This is a genomic window from Amycolatopsis orientalis (assembly GCF_000943515.2).
Taxonomy (GTDB): Bacteria; Actinomycetota; Actinomycetes; order Mycobacteriales; family Pseudonocardiaceae; genus Amycolatopsis; species Amycolatopsis orientalis.
Genome location: NZ_CP016174.1, coordinates 6,416,420 through 6,432,596, shown reverse-complemented (window position 1 = coordinate 6,432,596; position 16,177 = coordinate 6,416,420). Strand labels below are relative to the sequence as shown.

14 protein-coding genes are annotated in these 16,177 nt (G+C 70.3%); 10 read left to right on the top strand and 4 right to left on the bottom strand.

The genetic code is table 11. The annotated features are described in order from the left end of the window. Positions 1–157 precede the first annotated feature (157 nt). Positions 158–4,099: a type VII secretion protein EccC gene (locus tag SD37_RS27775; RefSeq protein WP_044850056.1), complete on the bottom strand. Its 3,942-nt coding sequence runs from the start codon at positions 4,097–4,099 to the stop codon at positions 158–160. Positions 4,100–4,253: 154 nt separating this feature from the next. On the opposite strand from SD37_RS27775, the gene SD37_RS27770 reads away from it, so the two are divergent. From SD37_RS27770 to eccD, 6 genes are read left to right on the top strand one after another with little or no spacing between them, the layout of a single operon-like run. Then, complete coding sequence (locus SD37_RS27770; protein WP_044850055.1) at positions 4,254–5,030, top strand: WXG100 family type VII secretion target; 777 nt, start codon at positions 4,254–4,256, stop codon at positions 5,028–5,030. Between the two features lie 25 nt (positions 5,031–5,055). After that, positions 5,056–6,105 carry a hypothetical protein gene (locus SD37_RS27765; RefSeq protein WP_044850054.1) on the top strand — a complete coding sequence of 350 codons (1,050 nt, stop codon included), beginning with the start codon at positions 5,056–5,058 and terminating at the stop codon, positions 6,103–6,105. Positions 6,106–6,122: 17 nt separating this feature from the next. Continuing rightward, positions 6,123–7,472, top strand: coding sequence for a WXG100 family type VII secretion target (locus tag SD37_RS27760; protein ID WP_083255100.1), 1,350 nt, complete (start codon positions 6,123–6,125; stop codon positions 7,470–7,472). A 5-nt stretch (positions 7,473–7,477) separates the two neighbouring features. After that, positions 7,478–7,987: a hypothetical protein gene (locus SD37_RS27755; RefSeq protein ID WP_044850052.1), complete on the top strand. Its 510-nt coding sequence runs from the start codon at positions 7,478–7,480 to the stop codon at positions 7,985–7,987. Continuing rightward, complete coding sequence (locus SD37_RS27750; protein ID WP_233223736.1) at positions 7,984–8,313, top strand: YbaB/EbfC family nucleoid-associated protein; 330 nt, start codon at positions 7,984–7,986, stop codon at positions 8,311–8,313. Before SD37_RS27755 ends, SD37_RS27750 begins: the two co-directional genes overlap by 4 nt. After that, positions 8,310–9,686 (top strand): type VII secretion integral membrane protein EccD, encoded by a 1,377-nt coding sequence (gene eccD / locus SD37_RS27745; RefSeq protein ID WP_044850051.1) that lies wholly within the window; start codon positions 8,310–8,312, stop codon positions 9,684–9,686. The genes SD37_RS27750 and eccD overlap by 4 nt, the downstream gene beginning before the upstream one ends. A 91-nt stretch (positions 9,687–9,777) precedes the next feature. On the opposite strand, the gene SD37_RS27740 is transcribed toward eccD, so the two are convergent. Continuing rightward, positions 9,778–10,851 (bottom strand): type VII secretion protein EccE, encoded by a 1,074-nt coding sequence (locus SD37_RS27740; RefSeq protein ID WP_044850050.1) that lies wholly within the window; start codon positions 10,849–10,851, stop codon positions 9,778–9,780. A gap of 146 nt (positions 10,852–10,997) precedes the next feature. On the opposite strand from SD37_RS27740, the gene eccB reads away from it, so the two are divergent. Genes eccB through SD37_RS27725 form a run of 3 tightly spaced genes read left to right on the top strand, consistent with a single transcriptional unit; the run spans position 10,998 to position 13,811 of the window. Continuing rightward, the gene (gene eccB / locus SD37_RS27735; protein ID WP_044850049.1) at positions 10,998–12,422 is read left to right on the top strand and encodes a type VII secretion protein EccB; all 1,425 of its coding nucleotides are present in this window, start codon (positions 10,998–11,000) and stop codon (positions 12,420–12,422) included. Positions 12,423–12,435: 13 nt separating this feature from the next. Continuing rightward, a complete protein-coding gene (locus SD37_RS27730; RefSeq protein WP_044850048.1) occupies positions 12,436–13,158 on the top strand; it encodes a response regulator transcription factor in 723 nt (240 codons plus the stop codon). Then, positions 13,155–13,811 (top strand): response regulator, encoded by a 657-nt coding sequence (locus tag SD37_RS27725; protein WP_037309519.1) that lies wholly within the window; start codon positions 13,155–13,157, stop codon positions 13,809–13,811. Before SD37_RS27730 ends, SD37_RS27725 begins: the two co-directional genes overlap by 4 nt. A 93-nt stretch (positions 13,812–13,904) precedes the next feature. Here SD37_RS27725 and SD37_RS27720 read toward each other — a convergent pair whose 3' ends face one another. Next, complete coding sequence (locus SD37_RS27720; protein ID WP_044850047.1) at positions 13,905–14,801, bottom strand: SMP-30/gluconolactonase/LRE family protein; 897 nt, start codon at positions 14,799–14,801, stop codon at positions 13,905–13,907. A 69-nt stretch (positions 14,802–14,870) separates the two neighbouring features. Here SD37_RS27720 and SD37_RS27715 point away from each other — a divergent pair, with 69 nt between their 5' ends. Next, on the top strand, positions 14,871–15,359 hold the full coding sequence (locus SD37_RS27715; RefSeq protein WP_044850046.1) for an Lrp/AsnC family transcriptional regulator: 489 nt from the start codon (positions 14,871–14,873) through the stop codon (positions 15,357–15,359). Here SD37_RS27715 and SD37_RS27710 read toward each other — a convergent pair. Further along, positions 15,307–16,101, bottom strand: coding sequence for a carbon-nitrogen hydrolase family protein (locus SD37_RS27710; RefSeq protein WP_044850164.1), 795 nt, complete (start codon positions 16,099–16,101; stop codon positions 15,307–15,309). The genes SD37_RS27715 and SD37_RS27710 overlap by 53 nt on opposite strands. Positions 16,102–16,177: the final 76 nt, after the last annotated feature.

The following is a 16,177-nucleotide window of genomic DNA, read 5'->3' as shown; positions in this document are numbered from 1 at the left end:
CGTTTACGCGGACAGTGAACTCTTTCATCCTGGAGTTCCGAGGTGAGGGGCTGAAGGGCCCTTTCCCCTCATCTCACGCGGCGAAGGGCGCTTTCCTCGCAAGCGATGCGGGGAAAGCGCCCTTCAGCCTCTTACCCACTCACGAGTCCGTGAGTGCTCAGTCCTCCACGGGTTTCGTCCAGGCCACCTGGACCAGTCCCGTCCCGTGCCGCCGCGAAACCAGCACGCCTCGCCCCGCCGGCTGTGGCTCCGGCTTGACGTCGCCGAGCAGCGCGCCCTCCTCCCGCGATCCGGACATCACGATCCCGGGCGACCCGAGTTCGCGGATCCGTTGCAGGACGGGCTCGAACAGCGAACGCCCGGCGCCGCCGCTGCCGCGTGCGAGGACGAGGTGGAGTCCGATGTCCCGCGCCTGCGGCAGGAATTCCAGCAGTGGCTGCAACGGGTTCCGCCCCACGGTCGCGACCATCTCGTAGTCGTCGACGAGGACGAACAGCTCCGGTCCGCGCCACCACGACCGGTTCCGCAGCTGCTCCGGCGTGACGTCCGGGCCGGGAAGCCGGTTCCGCATCGCCTGCTGGCACTGCTCGATCAGCCCGGTCAGGACGGTCTCGGATCCGGCGTAACCGAGCAGATGCGACTCCGCCACCGCGCCCAGCATCCCTCGCCGATAATCGGCGACGACGATCGCGGCCTCGGAAGGCGAGTATTTCGACACGATGCCTTGCGCGATCGCGCGCAGGAGCGAACTCTTGCCGGATTCCACGTCGCCGAAGGCCAGGAAATGCGGTTCGGTCGCGAAATCGAGGTAGACCGGCCGCAGGTTCGATTCCGCGATGCCGAGTGTGACCTGCTTGCGCGGTCCGGTCTCCAGGGAGTCCAGCGGGATCTCGGGTGGCAGCAACCGGACCTGAGGCGCGGCCGCACGCGGCCAGGCGGCGGAGATCCGCCGGTTCAGATCCAGTCCGCCCGCGCCGATGGTCTCCGGCCGCTGGTCCGAATCGATCCGCGGCAGCGCCGCGAGGAAGTGCAGTTTGTCCGCCGTCAGCCCGCGGCCCGGCTTGTCCGCCGGGACGTTCTGCGCGATCTTGCGGTCGATCAGCGAGTCCGCCGGTTCACCGAGCCGCAGTTCGAGTTTGGTGCCGATGGCGTCGCGCAACGGCGCGCGCATGCCCATCCACTGGTTGATCGAGACGACGACGTGGATCCCGAACCCGAGCCCGCGCGAGGCCAGGCTGGTGATCTGCTCCTCCAGCTGTTCGTATTCCTGCCGGATCGTGGTCCAGTTGTCCACGAACAGGAAGACGTCGCCGAACTCGCGGCCTTCCGTGCTCTCCTTGAACTCCGAACGCCGCTGGCGGAACGTCGTGATCGACTCGATCCCGTTGGTGGAGAAGAACTCCTCGCGCTGTTCGAGCAGGGTCGTCAGTTCCGCGACCACCCGGCGGCAGCGCTGGGCGTCGCGCCGCGTCGCGTAGCCGGACACGTGCGGCAGCCCGGCGATCGGCGCCAGCGCGCCACCGCCCATGTCCAGCACGAACAGCTGGACCTCTTCCGGGGTATGGGTGAGCGCGAGCATCGCGGCGATGTCGCGCATCAGCGTGCTCTTGCCGCTCTGCGGCGCGCCGACGATCAGCGCGTGCCCGGCGGCCCCGGAGAAATCGGCCCACAGCATGTCGCGCCGCTGCTCGAACGGCTTGTCCACCAACGCCACCGGGATCATCAGCTTGCCGTTGCCGCCCCAGCCCAGCGGGCACAGCCCGCGCTCGGGATCTTCGCCGATCGGCGGCAGCAGCTGGTCCAGCGTGGGCGGTTCGGCCAGCGGCGGCAGCCAGATCTGGTGTGCTTCCGGGCCTTTGCCTTCGAGCCGCGAGAGCATCGCGCCGATGATCGTCTCACCGGTGCCCTTTTCGACCGGCTCCTCCGCTTCGACGGTCACCGGGATCTCCACCGGCGCCAGCGTGAACGGCATCAGGCCGAGGCTCTGCCCGTCCTTGCGCACGATCTTGCTGCGCGGCGGCAGCTCACCCGAGACGTAGGCGGCCTTGAGCCGGATGAGGGTGTCGTTGTCGGACTTCAGGTACGCCGAACCCGGCACCGGCGGAAGCTGGTAGGCGTCCGCGACACCGAGCACCGCGCGGCTTTCCGAGGCGGAGAACGTCCGCAGGCCGATCCGGTAGGACAGATGCGAATCCAGCCCGCGCAGCCGTCCTTCCTCCAGCCGCTGCGACGCCAGCAGCAGGTGGATCCCGAGACTCCGCCCCAGCCGCCCGATCGCGACGAACAGGTCGATGAACTCCGGACGCGAGGACAGCAGCTCGCTGAATTCGTCGATGATCACCAGCAGCGAGGGCAACGGCCGCAGGTTGGCGCCCGATTCCCTGGCCTTTTCGTAGTCCCGCACCGACGCGTAGTTCCCGGCCGCGTGCAGAAGTTCCTGACGCCGCAGCAGCTCCCCGTTCAGCGCGTCCGCCATGCGGTCGACCAGCGCGAGATCGTCGGACAGGTTGGTGATGACGGCGCAGGTGTGCGGCAGCCCGGTCATCCCGGCGAAGGTCGCGCCGCCCTTGAAGTCGATCAGCGCGAGGTTGAGCTTTTCCGAGGAATGCGTGACGGCGAGCGCGGTGACCAGCGTCCGCAGCAGTTCGCTCTTACCGGATCCGGTCGCGCCGATGACGAGGCCGTGCGGGCCCATCCCGCCTTCGGCCGACTCCTTGAGGTCGAGGTCGACCGGCCTGCCTTCGGGGTTGACGCCCAGCGGGATCCGCAACCGGTCGCGCGCCGAACGCGGTGCCCAGGTGACCGCGGTGTCGGTGTCGCGCGGGTCGCCGATGCCGAGCAGCCCGGCCAGCCCGAACGTCGCCGACATCGGTGCCTCGCTGACCACCGCGGCCCCTTGGAACAGCGGCGTTAGCATGCGGGCCAGCGCCTCGGCGGCCCCGCGGTCCAGGGTGTCCGGTGTGCCGAGGAAACCGAGGTGCTGCTCGGTCCCGTCGCCGACGACCATCCCCAGCTGCCCCGGGCTCATGTGCAGGCTCAGGAGCCGATCGGACGACACCGACCGCGGCTGCTCCGTGCCGACCTCCACCACCGTGACGCCGAGCCTGCCCTCTTCGGCGACGAGTCTCGTGTCGCCGAGGGTGTGCCCGCCGTCCACGACCACGACGACATGGGGCAGGTCGAGCCGGGAATCCGGCCGCCGCGTGAACGCGGGCCGGTCGCCGAGGTCGGGGCCCAGCAGATCGGCGAGCTTCCCGGAGTCGGCGTCGACGAGCCGTCGCGGACCGGCGGCGTCGGCGGCGGTGGAGGCGACGTGCGGCAGCCACTTCGCCCATTCCCAGTCGTGCAGCCGGTCGTCCTTGACGCACAGCGCGATCCGCAGGTCACCGGGTGAGTGGAAGGTCGCGAGCTGGGTCAGCAGCGCCCGCGCGGTCCCGAGCGTGTCCGGGCGGCGGCCCGACAGCATGACCTGCGCGAACGAGCGCAGCGAGACCGCGACCGGAAGCCCGTCGACCGTCGAATAGGTCCGGATGAAGTGCTTGAGGTTCGTCGAGCACACCGGGTCGAGGTCTTCCAGCGGCACGGTCTGCGGCGCCTTCAACGGGGTCGCGAGCCGCTGCGGCCCCGTCCCGACGCGCACCTGCGCGAACTGCGAGTCGGACCGGCGGCGATCCCACAGCTTCCCCGCCTCGATGTACGCCCACAGATCGGCCGGATCGGGCTGCAGCGCCGTCATCGCCGCGCGCTGGTTGTCCGCGATGTCCCGGACCTGGCCGCGCAGCCCGGTCAGATATCGCTGGTAGTCCCGGCGTTCCTCGTTGATCTGCGCCTTCTTCGCCGCGCCGCCGCGCCCGAGCGACATCACCACCATGCCCGCCATCGCGGTGAGGAACAACGCGCCGAAGATGTAGGTCATCACCCCGCCGTCGCGTCCGATGTAGACGAACGACATGGCGCCCATGCCCAGCATCATCGGCATGAACATCAGCAGCTGCATGGCTCCGCCGCCGGAGCCCTTCGGCAGCATCGGCGGGGACTGCAGGACGATTTCACCGGGCTGCTCGCCCAGGGCCGGCAGGCGGTCGCGAGTGGCGCTCATCAGGGTCTTTCTGGCCGCTTGTGGGTAATCCTGCCGATCATTCTGGCCACTCGTGCCGCCCTCGCGGTGGGTACTTTTGCCGTCCGCCCGCGTCTGGTGACGAACTTACGCTGCTGGCACAGGGCAGACGCGGGGGAACGAGAGAAGGAGAACCATGGTCGGCACGGGCGAGTACCGGGCGGAGCCCGAGGCCATGCGCTCGGCGGTCGGGAACCTCGGCGGCATCATCATGCAGGGCATCAACGTCGTCGCCGACCTCGAACGCACCGTTCTCCAGCCGATGTCGTTCGCCACCTTCGGCAGCGCGGTGGCGGCGGCCAACACGGCGATGCAGAGCCAGCAGGTGGTCGCGGTCCGCACGCTCCTGCAGCTGCTGCAGCAGATCAACGGCTTCATCAAGAGCAGCGCCGACGCCTATCAGGCCGCCGACGAGGCCGTCGCGGGCGGATACGGCGGTCATCACGGTGGCGGCGCCGGTTCGACGTCGTCGATCTGGGGGAACTCGCACGCGGCCGAACTGGCGACGCTGGCCATCAACGACAGCGCGGGCGGCGCGGGCGAACCGTCTTCGGTCGGCAACGTCCTGCGCTACCTGGGGGACGCGCGGCTGGGGCAGCTCGGCGACCACCCGATCACCGACACGCGGTTCCAGGGCGTCTCGGACTTCAACGACTGGCTGGCCGGTGACGCCGACAACCAGGCACGGGTCGGGGTGATCGAGGTCTACGCCGGTACGGCACGCAATTTCGGCGACATCCCGGGCGGGGTGCACAGCGGGGACGTCGTCGTGGTCGAACCGCTCCTGTTCTCCGACAGCAAGCCGATCATCGCCATCGCCGGAGAAGGCGGGCAGCTCTACAACCACGGACTGATCGAGGCGGACATCAACGGCCTGGCGAAGGTCAGCGTCTACCGCCCGGCGTCCGTCTGACTTCCGGCCTGAGGAGCGAGGTTCCATGCTGACTTACCCGAATTCCAGCGCGATGGACGCCACGGCGTCCTCGGGCGGGCCGATCACCATCCTGCCGCAGATCCTCACCGGCCAGCCGGAACAGATCGCGAAGCACGTGCTCGAGGTGCTCAAGAAGGCCAACGAGTTCCTCACCATGTACAACGAGGTCACGAAGGCCGCCGAGCAGCTGGGCAAGATCTGGTCCGGCGCCGCGTCCGACTCGGCGTTGAAGAAGATCACCGACTCCCTGAACTCGCTCAACAAGATCATCCAGGTCGTGCAGAAGGGTGCCGAACTGCTCGGCGTCGCCGGGACGCTGATCAAGACCGCCCAGACGGCCTACAAGGCGGTGGTCTCGGCGGTGAACCCGACAGTCGCGGGCCTGATGTCGAATCCGTGGACCTACGGCGCCGCCGTCGCGCTTTCCACCGCCACCAGTGCCTCGCTGCGCGGGTTCATCACCGCGATCGGCGCGCTGCTGAAGGCACTCGGCGTCGTCGACCTCGCCAACCAGATCTCCCAGATCGCCGCCATCATCGGCGAGGTCCAGAAACTGTTCGGGCACAACGACTCCGGTGGCGGCGCGGCGGGCAACGCGGCCGTCTCCGGTACCCCGGTCACCGCTCCGCAGGCACCGGGTTCGGTCGCCAGTGGTGCGGGACAGGCCGCGATCGGCGGTGCGGGTGGAGGTGCGGGCGGCGCTTCCGGCGGTGGTTCGACGCCGGGCGAGGCGCCGCCGTTCACCCAGTACCGGCCGCCCGCCCTGGGCGGCAACGGGTCCCAGGGCGGCTGGCCGGGCGGTGCCGACGCCTGGATCCCGGTGGACAGGCCCTCCGGTGGCGGCTCGGGTTCCGGCGGCCCGCTGCCGGGCGCGGGTGCGGGCAACGGGAACACGGTCACCATCACCACCGACCTGAGCACCGGGAAGTCCACGGTGCAGGCGCCGGGCGGGCAGGACATCGATATCGACATCGACATGGACTACGGCGGTAAGCACTTCGAGCAGCACATCGACATCGATGCGGGAGCTGACTCACCGGCGAAGGGCAGGTAACCGTGTGGGGGAGCGGTGTGGTCGACGCGTCGGGCGTCGTCAGCTCGATCCTGTCGAACTACCGGCGGCTCGTGGTCGAGTACCAGCGGCGGGTCACCGGTGACCCCTCGGCGCTGACCGCGGCGGGACAGCGGTGCGGTGAGCGGGCGTCGACGGTTTCGGGCCGGGCGGAGGAGATCGGCAAGGCGGCGAAGGCGCTCAACGCCTCCTGGGAGGGCGACGCCTACATCGCGTTCGCCACGTCCGCGGCGGAACTGAGCCAGGACCTCGCCGAACTCGGCGCCAAGCTGAGCGACCAGTCGAACCGGCTGCGGGCGGGCGCGCAGGCACTGCAGGGCGCGAAGTCCTGTGTGGACTCGATCCTCGCGCAGTTCGACCAGTACGCCGCCCAGCTCGTCAGCCAGGCGCGGACAGCGAACGCGGGCGCGGTCAACGCGTTCATCTCCGCCGCCAGGCAGCTCGGTGAACGCGCCGCGCAGGCGGCGCGGGAGATCGCCGACGAACTGAGCGACGAACTCGCGCGGCTGTTCCCGCCCGAAGGCGTCGGCCGGATCGAGCACGAACTCGGCAAATGGGGCCGCGGCCCGTTGTACTGGCTCAACGGCGAGACGCTCGACGGGCGTAAGCGGCCGCGGTCGCATCCGTCCTGGTTCGGCAATTCGGGCTGGAAGAAACTCACCTGGGACGGTCTCGAAGGAACCCGCGCCCCGCGCGCCGCCGATACCCCTTTCGGCAGGCCGAAGCCGGAAGGCCTGCGCGACAAGGCCTGGAACAGCACCGAGATCACCTATCTCAAGTGGAAGCAGGAACAAGACGGCTTCACCCCGGGCTGGGACGCCAAGGTCTCCTCGCAGGGCTGGGACGTCAAAGCGTCCGGGCACGCCGAACTGGCCGCCTTCAAGGAAGAACTCGAAGGCAAGAAGGAATGGGGCGTCGCTTCGGCCGGCGCCAAGGGGACCGCGTTCGTCGGCGGTGAGGTGAACGGGTCGGTCCAGGCGGGCGCGCACGGTGTCGGCTTGCACGCCAACGCTTTCGTCGGCGGCAAGCTCGAAGGCGAGCTGGCGGCGGACGTGGCCGGGGTCGGCGTCGGGGCCAGCGGCACCCTCCAATATGGACTCGGCGCGCAGCTCGACGGACAGGCCGTCTACGACGCCGGGCATATCAAGGTCAACTTCAAGGCCGGTCTCGCACTCGGTCTCGGTGCCGGGGTCGGCGCGAAGATCGACATCGACCTGCCGAAGATCGCGGACACCGTCGGTGAATACGGCGGCGCGGCCGTCGACGCGGTGAGCGACGCGGCCGGCCAGGCCGCGGACGCCGTCGGCGAGGCGTGGGACGACGCGGTCTCCTACGTGGGCACGTGGTGAGCGGGATGGTCGCACAGGACCGGGTCTCCCTCCCTCTCGGCTTCGACATCCCGGACGGCTGGGTGCCCGTCGAGCCCGCGTCGGTCGGCGCCGACGGCGCGGTGTTCGTGGCCGTGCGTTCCGGACCGGCCGAAGAGTTCACCCCGAACATCACCCTGAGCGTGGGGCAGCGGCCTGACGGGGCGCGGATCACCGACATCGCCGACGAGGCCGTCGAACGCCTCGGCCGGTCCATGGCCGCGCTCGAAGTGGTGCGGCGCAAGGAAGTCGGCACTCCGGCCGCGCCCGGGGTGACGCAGGTGCTGCGCCTGCGCACCGGCGAAGGACGGGATCTCGTGCAGACCCAGGTGCAGCTGACCGTGCCCGGTGCGAGCCCGGCCGACCGGCTGGTCCTCGAAATCGCTTGCACCGCGACGCCCGAGACGGCCCGCCGGCTCGGCGACGACTTCCGCCGCTTCGTGGGCAGTGTCCACGTCCGGCGGGATTTCACCGCAGATGAAGGAGAAGACTCGTGACCACCGACCCCTACGCCATGCCGGACATGGACGAGCTGCTGGACCAGGTCCGCAAGCAGACCGAAGAGGTGCAGCGCATCCAGCGTTCGGTCGAAGCGATGGAGGTCAAGGCGCACTCGCGGCAGAACGAGGTCACCGTCGTGCTGCGCGGTGACGGCCGGTTCACCTCGATCGACATCGACCCGCGCGCGCTGCGCCAGTACGACGCGCGCAACCTTTCGGAGATCGTGCTGGAGGCGGTCAACAACGGGCTGCAGAAGCTGGCCGAGGCCAGCAGCGCCAAATTCGCCCCGGTCATCGAGTCCGCCAAGTCGATCGAAGCATGACCGCCGCGATCGCGGGCTCCACCCGGCGCGTCACGGTGGTGACACCGAGGGCGCGCGTCGACGTGGCGCTGCCGCAGCAGAGCACGTTCGCCGAACTGGTCCCGCAGCTCGTCCGGCTCGCGGGCGCTTCGGGGCAGGCGTCGGCCGAGCATCCGGGCTGGGTGCTGTCGCGGCTCGGCGGCGCTCCGCTCGCGCTCGGGCTCACGGTCGCCGCGGCCCAGGTGCGAGACGGCGAGGTGCTGCACCTGACCCCGCGGGAACGCCCGCGGGGCCCGTTGCTGTTCGACGACGTCGTCGACTCGATCGCCAGCGTCGCCGAATCGGGCACCGGCCGCTGGGGACCGGCGGTGGCGCGCAAGGCGGGCATCGTCGCGTCGGTGGTGCTGCTGCTCGCGGGTGGCCTGCTGGTGCAGGCGGCCGCGTCCGGCAGTGTGCTGGCGCCGATCGGGACCGGACTGCTCGCGCTGGTACTCGTGCTCGGTGGCGGGGCGCTGAGCCGCGCGTACGGCGACGCGGAAGCCGGTGCCGCCGGGGCGCTCGCCGGCGTCGGCGCCGCGCTGCTGGCCGGGATGTCGATCCTCCCGCCGCATCCGCTGTTCTCGCTGTCGGCGGGACCGCTGGCCGTCGGGCTCGCCGTCGTGACCGTGTACGGCGTGATCGCGGCCGTTTCGGTGGCCGACCGGCTGCCCTGGTTCGTCGCGGTGACGGTCGCCGCCGGGCTCGGCGCGATCACCACCGCCATCACCGTGCTCGCGGACGTCCGCCCGGTTTCGGCGGCCGCCGTGGTCGCCGTCGTGGCGACGGCGCTGGCCGCGGTGGCGCCGATGCTGGCGTTGCGGCTCGGCAGACTGCCGCTGCCTCGGGTGCCCGACGACATGGACGCGTTCCGCGCCGACGAGAACCCTTCGCTGGGCGAGGACATGGTCGGTGGGACGACCTACGCGCAGGCGTTGCTGACCGGGCTGCTCGTCGCGCTCGGCCTTGTCGTGGTTTCGGCTTCGGTGGTTCTGTCGGCTTCCGGCGGGGCTTGGGAAGCGGGCTTGTGCGCACTGCTGGGACTGGCGCTGATGCTGCGCTCGCGCGCCTTCGCCGGTCGTTCTCAGCGGCTCGTGCTCATCGGTTTCGGCGCGGCGGCCTTGGCGGCGGCCGGTTCCTGGCTCGCCGCGGGCGGGCCGCGTTCGTTCGTGTTCGGCGCGGGCTGCGCCGTCGTCGTCGCCGCGGGCGTCTGTCTCACCTACGCGACGCGGGTCGCGAAGGGACGTCGTTCTCCGTACTGGGCAAGGACTCTCGACATCATCGAGTTCCTGGTGCTGCTGTCGCTGATCCCGTTCGTCGGCATGATCGCCGGGGTCTACGAGGCCGTCCGGAACTGACCCACCCCCCCCGCCTGGCGGCGACGTTACGTCCGTGGAGGATTCCTTCCCTACCCTCAGAGAGGAAAGGAATCCTCCACGGACCGTCCCCTCAGTCCTCCAGCGCCAGCGGCAGGGTCCGCCGGACCGCCGCCGCGTGCCGTCCGTGCAGCGGGATCACCGCGATCCCCTTCGGCCGCACCGGCTCCGCTCCGGGCCGTCCGCCGACCCGGATGGTCACCTCGGATCTCTCCCGCCCGCCAGGGGTACGGCGCAGCGTGTACGAAGTCGCGGTGAACGCCGAGCCGGGTACGTGAAGATCCAGTGTCCGCGCGAGATCCCGCTCCGACCGCGGCCGGTAGCAGACCTGCGACGCGCCACCCCAGTCCCAGGAACGCCAGCCGTGCACGGGCGCGTCCCGGCCGCTGCCGAGCGCGACGCGCAGTTCCTCCGCCACCTCACCGGCTTCGAGCACGGTGCTCTCGAATCCGGCTTCCGCCAGCGAACCCATCAGCGACAGCGCCGCGCAGGCGGTGCTCCGCAGGGCGCCGAGTTCGCCGCCGCCGCGGGCGAGCGCCGCGATCGGCGCGTCCTCGGGCCGGTACCGGACGGTGAGCCAGCGGACCCGCAGCAACGACTGTCCATTGGGGACGGTCCAGGTCAGCAACTGCGCGCTGGACAACGGGATCCCGGTGCCCGCGTAGGCTTCGCGCAGAATGCCGATCAGCAGGTCCGGGCCGGGTGCCACCGCGCCGGGGGTGAGCCGCACGATGGCGCTCCAGCCGTCGCCGACCTCGGCGACCCCGAAGCGGTTGCCCGCGCGGTCGACGTGCTGGCGCACCCGGACGGGACCGGCGAGCCGGTGCAGCGGATCGGGGACTTCGCCCTTGTCACGGCGCTTCAACCGGTAACCGGCCCAGGTGACCAGCCAGCCCGCGGCGTGCCGTCCGGCGAAGCGGATCGACGTCGTCAGCACGAGGACACCGGCGGCCGCGGTGATGCTGATGCGTGCCGCCTGAGGGATCCCGTCGACGGTGAAGGCCAGCAGCACGGCGATCCCGGCGATCTCCCAGAACGCCGCCTGCAGCGGGCGGATCGGCAGCAGCCACGGCAGCGGCGCCGCACCCGCGACACCGCGTGCGGGGGCCTGATCCGGGACCGGGCGGACCGGGGCTTCAACCGACAAGGAATTCCCCTCCTCCGTGCACGCGCCCGACGGTAGTGCCCTCTCACGCGCGCGAGGGCGTAAAAATTACCCTCACCGCGAACCGGGTCGGAACCTAACGTGAGCACCCTCGATCGGGGCGGTTACGAACGGCGGGGGACGGGAGCGTGTGGACGCAGCGGGACCAGATCCAGGCTTACCAATTCCTCCGCAGGAGGCTGGTTTCGGCCCTGGTCTCGGCGGACGCCAACCATCCGGTCGCCCCGAGCCGCAGACTGGTGATCGGGACCTTGTGCGGCCTCGGCGTCGCCCTGCTGGTCACCGCGGTGTTCGGCGTGATCGGCCTGCTGAACCCCTCCGGCGGTAAGGACTGGCTGGCGGGCGGCAAGGTGATCGTCGAGGAGGACACCGGCGCGCGGTACATCCTCGGCCAGGACGGCGCGCTGCATCCGGTGCTCAACTACGCCTCCGCGCGGCTGATGGCCGGTGGCAACGGCGAAGCCACCGTGACCGTCCCCGCGGACAAGCTCGCGAAGGCGCCGCGTGGTGCGCAGATCGGCATTCCCGGCGCCCCCGATTCGCTGCCCGCGAAAGCCGCGCTGGTGACCACGCCGTGGACCAGTTGCTCGCGCACGACCCAGGACGCGCCGGCGTCGGCGGAACCGGCGACGACGGTGCTCCTCGGCGCGCCCGCCGCCGGGATCGACCTGCCGAAGGACCAGGCCGTCGTGGTCCGCGTCCCGGAGGGAGAGCGTTATCTCGTGACGGCCGGGCGCCGCTACAAGCTCACCCCGGAGGCCGCCGCGGCCCTGCAGTTCGACACCTATCCGGCGATCGCGGTCTCCTCCCGCTGGATCGGCACCGTCGCCGCCGGACGCGATCTGGCCTACCGCGCGATCGAGGACGCCGGCCGACCGGGTCCGCGGGTCGGGGACACCGCGACGAAGGTCGGTTCGGTGCTCGGCGTCATCGACGCGATGGCGTCGCCGGGCGACGCGACCTCGTACTACCTCGTCCGCGCCGACGGCCTCGAACCGATCGGCCAGACCGAGGCGAGCCTGGTGCTCAACACGCCGCAGAACGCGGACGCCTACAACGGCGTTCCGGCCCCCGTCGCGGTGCGCGCGGCCGACGTCGCCGCGGTGCCGAAGGTCGGCACGGCGAGGGCGGGCGGGGCCGATCCCGCGGAGTATCCGGACCGGATCCCGCGAAAAGCGCCCGTTACCGGACAGTCCGTGACGTTATGCGCACAGGGTTCTCGAATCGTTATCTCCGCGCAGGTCCCCTTGCCGCAAGGTGCGAAGGCGATCCCGGTGACGGCGCGGACGGACGCGCTGGTCGCCGACGAGGTTTTCGTGCCTCCGTCAGGAGGCGCGGTGGTGACGGAATCAGGTTCCGGCACGGTTTACGTCGTGACCGACACGGGGTTCAAGTACCCCGTGGCGAGCACCGAGGCCCTCGCTTCCCTCGGTTACGGCCAAGCCGAACGGCAACCGGTTCCGAATGGGTTGCTGTCACTGGTACCGCGGGGGCCCGCGCTGGATCCGGCGCAGGCCGGCCGCACGGTGTCCGCGGCGGGTGGGACGGGGTGAGCGGAACGTGCAGATGACTGAAGACAGGCCGGAGACCGACCGGGTCGACGTCGCGGTGATCGAAGACCATCCGTTGTACCGGCACGCCGTGGTCCGGGTCCTCACCGAGGCCGACGGGATCGAACTGGGCGCGGTCGTCGATTCGGTCGCCAGGTTCCACGTGCATCCGCAGCCGCCCGGCAGCGTGGTGCTGCTCGACCTCGGCCTGCCGGGGATCGCCGGGGCGGCCGCCGTGCTCCAGGTGTGCGAACTGGGCCATCACGTGCTGGTGGTGTCCGCGCAGGCGGAGTCCGAACAGGTGCTCGGCGCGATCGCCGCCGGTGCCAAGGGTTTCCTGTCCAAGGACGTCGACGTGGAGGAACTCCTGACCGCGATCAGGACGGTCGCGCGGGGGCGGGCCTATGTCTCGGCGGTGGTGGCCGGAATGATCATCAAGGACAACGCCGACCGTCCCGTGTCGGCCCCGGACGTCGCGCTGTCGGCGCGGGAGAAGCAGGTCCTGCGGCTGGTCGCGGCGGGCGAACGCGACGTCGACATCGCCCGCATCCTCGGGATCGGGGTCCGGACGGTCCGCGGTTACCTGGACCGGATCCGTGACAAACTCGGAGAAAGAAGGCGGGCCGGTCTGGTCCGCAAGGCCATCCAGCTCGGGCTCGCGTCTCCGCCGGAGGTGCCCGGCCCGTCTCGGCCGGTCGCGCCCCGCGACGACGCGGGCGGATTCGAAGGACGCCGGTGAACGCAGACGAGCAGCAGCCGAAACGCACCACACCGATCAACGTCGGGGTGATCGAAGATCATCCGCTGTACCGGGACGCCGTCGCACGTGTCCTCACCGAAGCGCCCGACATCGCGCTGGGCGCCGTGGCCGATTCGGTCGCGCGATTCGCCGTCCAGGAGCAGCCTCCGGGCAGCGTCGTCGTCCTCGATCTGAAGTTGCGCGGCGTCCAGGACGCCGCCGCGGTGCTCGAAGTGGGGCAGATGGGCCACAAGGTGCTCGTGGTGTCCGCGCACGCCGAGCAACCCGAGGTGCTGGGCGCCATGCAGGCCGGAGCGAAGGGTTTCCTCTCCAAGGACGTCGACGGCGACGAACTCCTGCGCGCCATCCGCACCATCGCCGACGACAACGCGTACGTGTCGCCGACGCTGGCGGGAATGATCATCCAGGACAGCGAAGACCGGCACGCCGGCCCGAAGATCGTGCTGTCCGAACGCGAGAAGCAGGTCCTGCGGCTGGTCGCGGCGGGCGAACGCGACGTCGACGTGGCGGAGATCCTGAACATCAGCGTGCGGACCGTGCGGTCCTACCTCGACCGGATCCGGGACAAGACCGGGGAACGGCGCCGGGCCGGCTTCGTGCGGGTGGCGATCCGCGAAGGCCTGCTGCGCTAGCCCCCTGCGCACTAGCCGCCCAAGCGCCAGTCACCCACGCGTTTAGTCCTCTGGATGCGGTAGTTGCCTTGCGCAAGGACCGCATCCAGAGGACTAAACGCGGGGTCCGGAGAAGTTCACCCGCAGCGTGTACACGGAACTCGACGCGGTGATGAACAGGTCGTTGCGCCGCGGCCCGCCGAAGGTCAGGTTCGAGCACACCTCGGGCACGTGCAGCTTCCCGATCCGCGTTCCGTCGGGCGCGAAGCAGTGCAGGCCGTCGTGCGCGGCGGCCCACACCCGGCCCGCCGCGTCCACGCGAACGCCGTCGAAACCGCCTGCGTCGCAGGTCGCGAAGATCCCGCCACCCGAAAGCCGACCGCCGTCCACCGAGAACACCCTGAGATGACTGGGGTTCTGCCGGGTGTCGGCGATGTAGAGCAGCGACTCGTCGAGGGAGAAGGCGAGCCCGTTGGGACGGCTGAAGTCGTCCGCGACGATCCGCACGGAGCCGTCCACCGGGTCGGCGCGGTAGACGTGGCAGGCGCCGATCTCGCTTTCGGCCTGATGGCCTTCGTAGTCGCTGTCGATCCCGTAACTGGGGTCGGTGAACCAGATCGCGCCGTCCGAGGACTCGACGACATCGTTGGGGCTGTTGAACTTCTTGCCCTGATACGTCTCCGCGAGCACGGTGGTGCTCCCGTCGTGCTCGGTGCGCGTCACCCGGCGGTTGCCCTGTTCGCAGCTGACGAGCCTGCCCTGCCGGTCGACCGTGTGCCCGTTGTGGAACCCGGCGGGCTCACGGAACACGCCGACCGCGCCCGTGGTCTCGTCCCAGCGCAGCACGCGGTCGTTCGGGATGTCGCTGAAGACCAGGTACCGGCCGGCGGGGAAGTAGGCGGGCCCCTCGGTCCACCGGCAGCCGGTGTGCAGCCGTTGCATCCACTCGTCCCCGTTGACGCGGGCGAACCGCTCGTCGAGAGCCTCGAATCGTGCCTTGACCTTGTCCATGGAAACCCCAGTTGTTCTGGATGACATCTTGTCTAGAGCATGTATCGCCGAACTTGATATGGTCAAGGCATGGATGACGTGGATCGCATGTTGCTGACCGAGCTGCAGCAGGACGCGACTCAGGCGTACGCCGCGCTCGGCAAGGTCGTCGGGTTGTCCGCGGGCGCCGCGCACGAACGGGTCCGCAAACTGCGGGAGCAGGGCGTCATCCGGCGTACGACCGTCGACGTCGACCCGGCCGCGGTCGGCCGGGGAGTGATGGCGTTCGTGCTGGTCGAGGCCAACTCGTGGATGGGCGACTCGCCGACCAAGGCCGCGCTGGAGGCGTTGCCGGAGGTGGTGGAGGCGCACGTCATCGCGGGCCCGGCAACGCTGCTGGTGAAGGTCCGCACGCCGACCACCGAAGAACTACAGGCGTCGCTGCGCAGGCTGTACGCCATCGAAGGCGTTTCCGGAACGCAGACGATCGTGGTGCTCGAGTCCTTTTTCGAGCGCTCGGTCGATGTCAAAGGCGACGGTTCGCCAACGCCCCCGTCGCCGCCCGGGCCTTCGCGCTGACCGCCGGATCGAGGTCGACGACCACCGTCTCCGGTCCCGCGCCCAGCTGGATGTGGACGCGCCCGAAGCCGTCGGAAACCGTCGAGTAACCGATCCCGGTCGGTGCCTTCGGGTTCACCCGCGTCCCGCTCGCGGCCGGGTCGGCCTGCCCGCAGCCGACGACCCAGCAGCCGGAGTCGAGCGCGCGTGCGCGCACCAGTACCTCCCACTGCTCGCGTTTCCCGTCGCCCGCGCCCCAGGACGTCGGCACGAGGACGATGTCGGCGCCTTCCTCGGCCAGCTTCCGGAACAGTTCGGGAAAGCGGATGTCGTAGCAGGTCGCGACGCCGAACGTGACCCCCTCGGCCTCGAACGTGACCGGCGCCGTCCCCGGCGCGACCGTGTCGGATTCGGCGAACCCGAACGCGTCGTACAGGTGGATCTTGTCGTAGCCGAGGTGCTGTCCGCCGCCGGTGACGAGCACCGTGTTGCGCACGCGGCCGTCGGGCGACGGCGTGAACATGCCCGCGACGATCATGACGCCGTGTTCTTCGGCGATGGACGCCACAGTGGACGCCCACGGCCCGTCCAGCGGCTGCGCGAGCGGCTTCAGCGGGACGCCGAAACGCGCCATCGACGCCTCGGGGAAGACCACGAGCCGCGCGCCGCCGTCCACCGCGGCCGCCACGCCTTCGCGAATCAGCTTCAGGTTCGTTTCGGGATCCTCGGCCGCTGTGAGCTGGCACAACCCGATTCGCGGCACGGCGGCCTCCCTCATCGTGGGATCGCTGGTCACCACCCCAGTGTGCCTGCTCGGCGCGATCCGGCCACCTCGTACC

Bases quoted from the DNA above. Each gene is read 5' to 3' on its own strand.
- SD37_RS27775 (WP_044850056.1), bottom strand. From the start codon at position 4,099: ATGAGCGCCACTCGCGACCGCCTGCCGGCCCTGGGCGAGCAGCCCGGT.
- SD37_RS27770 (WP_044850055.1), top strand. From the start codon at position 4,254: ATGGTCGGCACGGGCGAGTACCGGGCGGAGCCCGAGGCCATGCGCTCG.
- SD37_RS27765 (WP_044850054.1), top strand. From the start codon at position 5,056: ATGCTGACTTACCCGAATTCCAGCGCGATGGACGCCACGGCGTCCTCG.
- SD37_RS27755 (WP_044850052.1), top strand. From the start codon at position 7,478: ATGGTCGCACAGGACCGGGTCTCCCTCCCTCTCGGCTTCGACATCCCG.
- eccD (WP_044850051.1), top strand. From the start codon at position 8,310: ATGACCGCCGCGATCGCGGGCTCCACCCGGCGCGTCACGGTGGTGACA.
- SD37_RS27730 (WP_044850048.1), top strand. From the start codon at position 12,436: ATGACTGAAGACAGGCCGGAGACCGACCGGGTCGACGTCGCGGTGATC.
- SD37_RS27720 (WP_044850047.1), bottom strand. From the start codon at position 14,801: ATGGACAAGGTCAAGGCACGATTCGAGGCTCTCGACGAGCGGTTCGCC.
- SD37_RS27715 (WP_044850046.1), top strand. From the start codon at position 14,871: ATGGATGACGTGGATCGCATGTTGCTGACCGAGCTGCAGCAGGACGCG.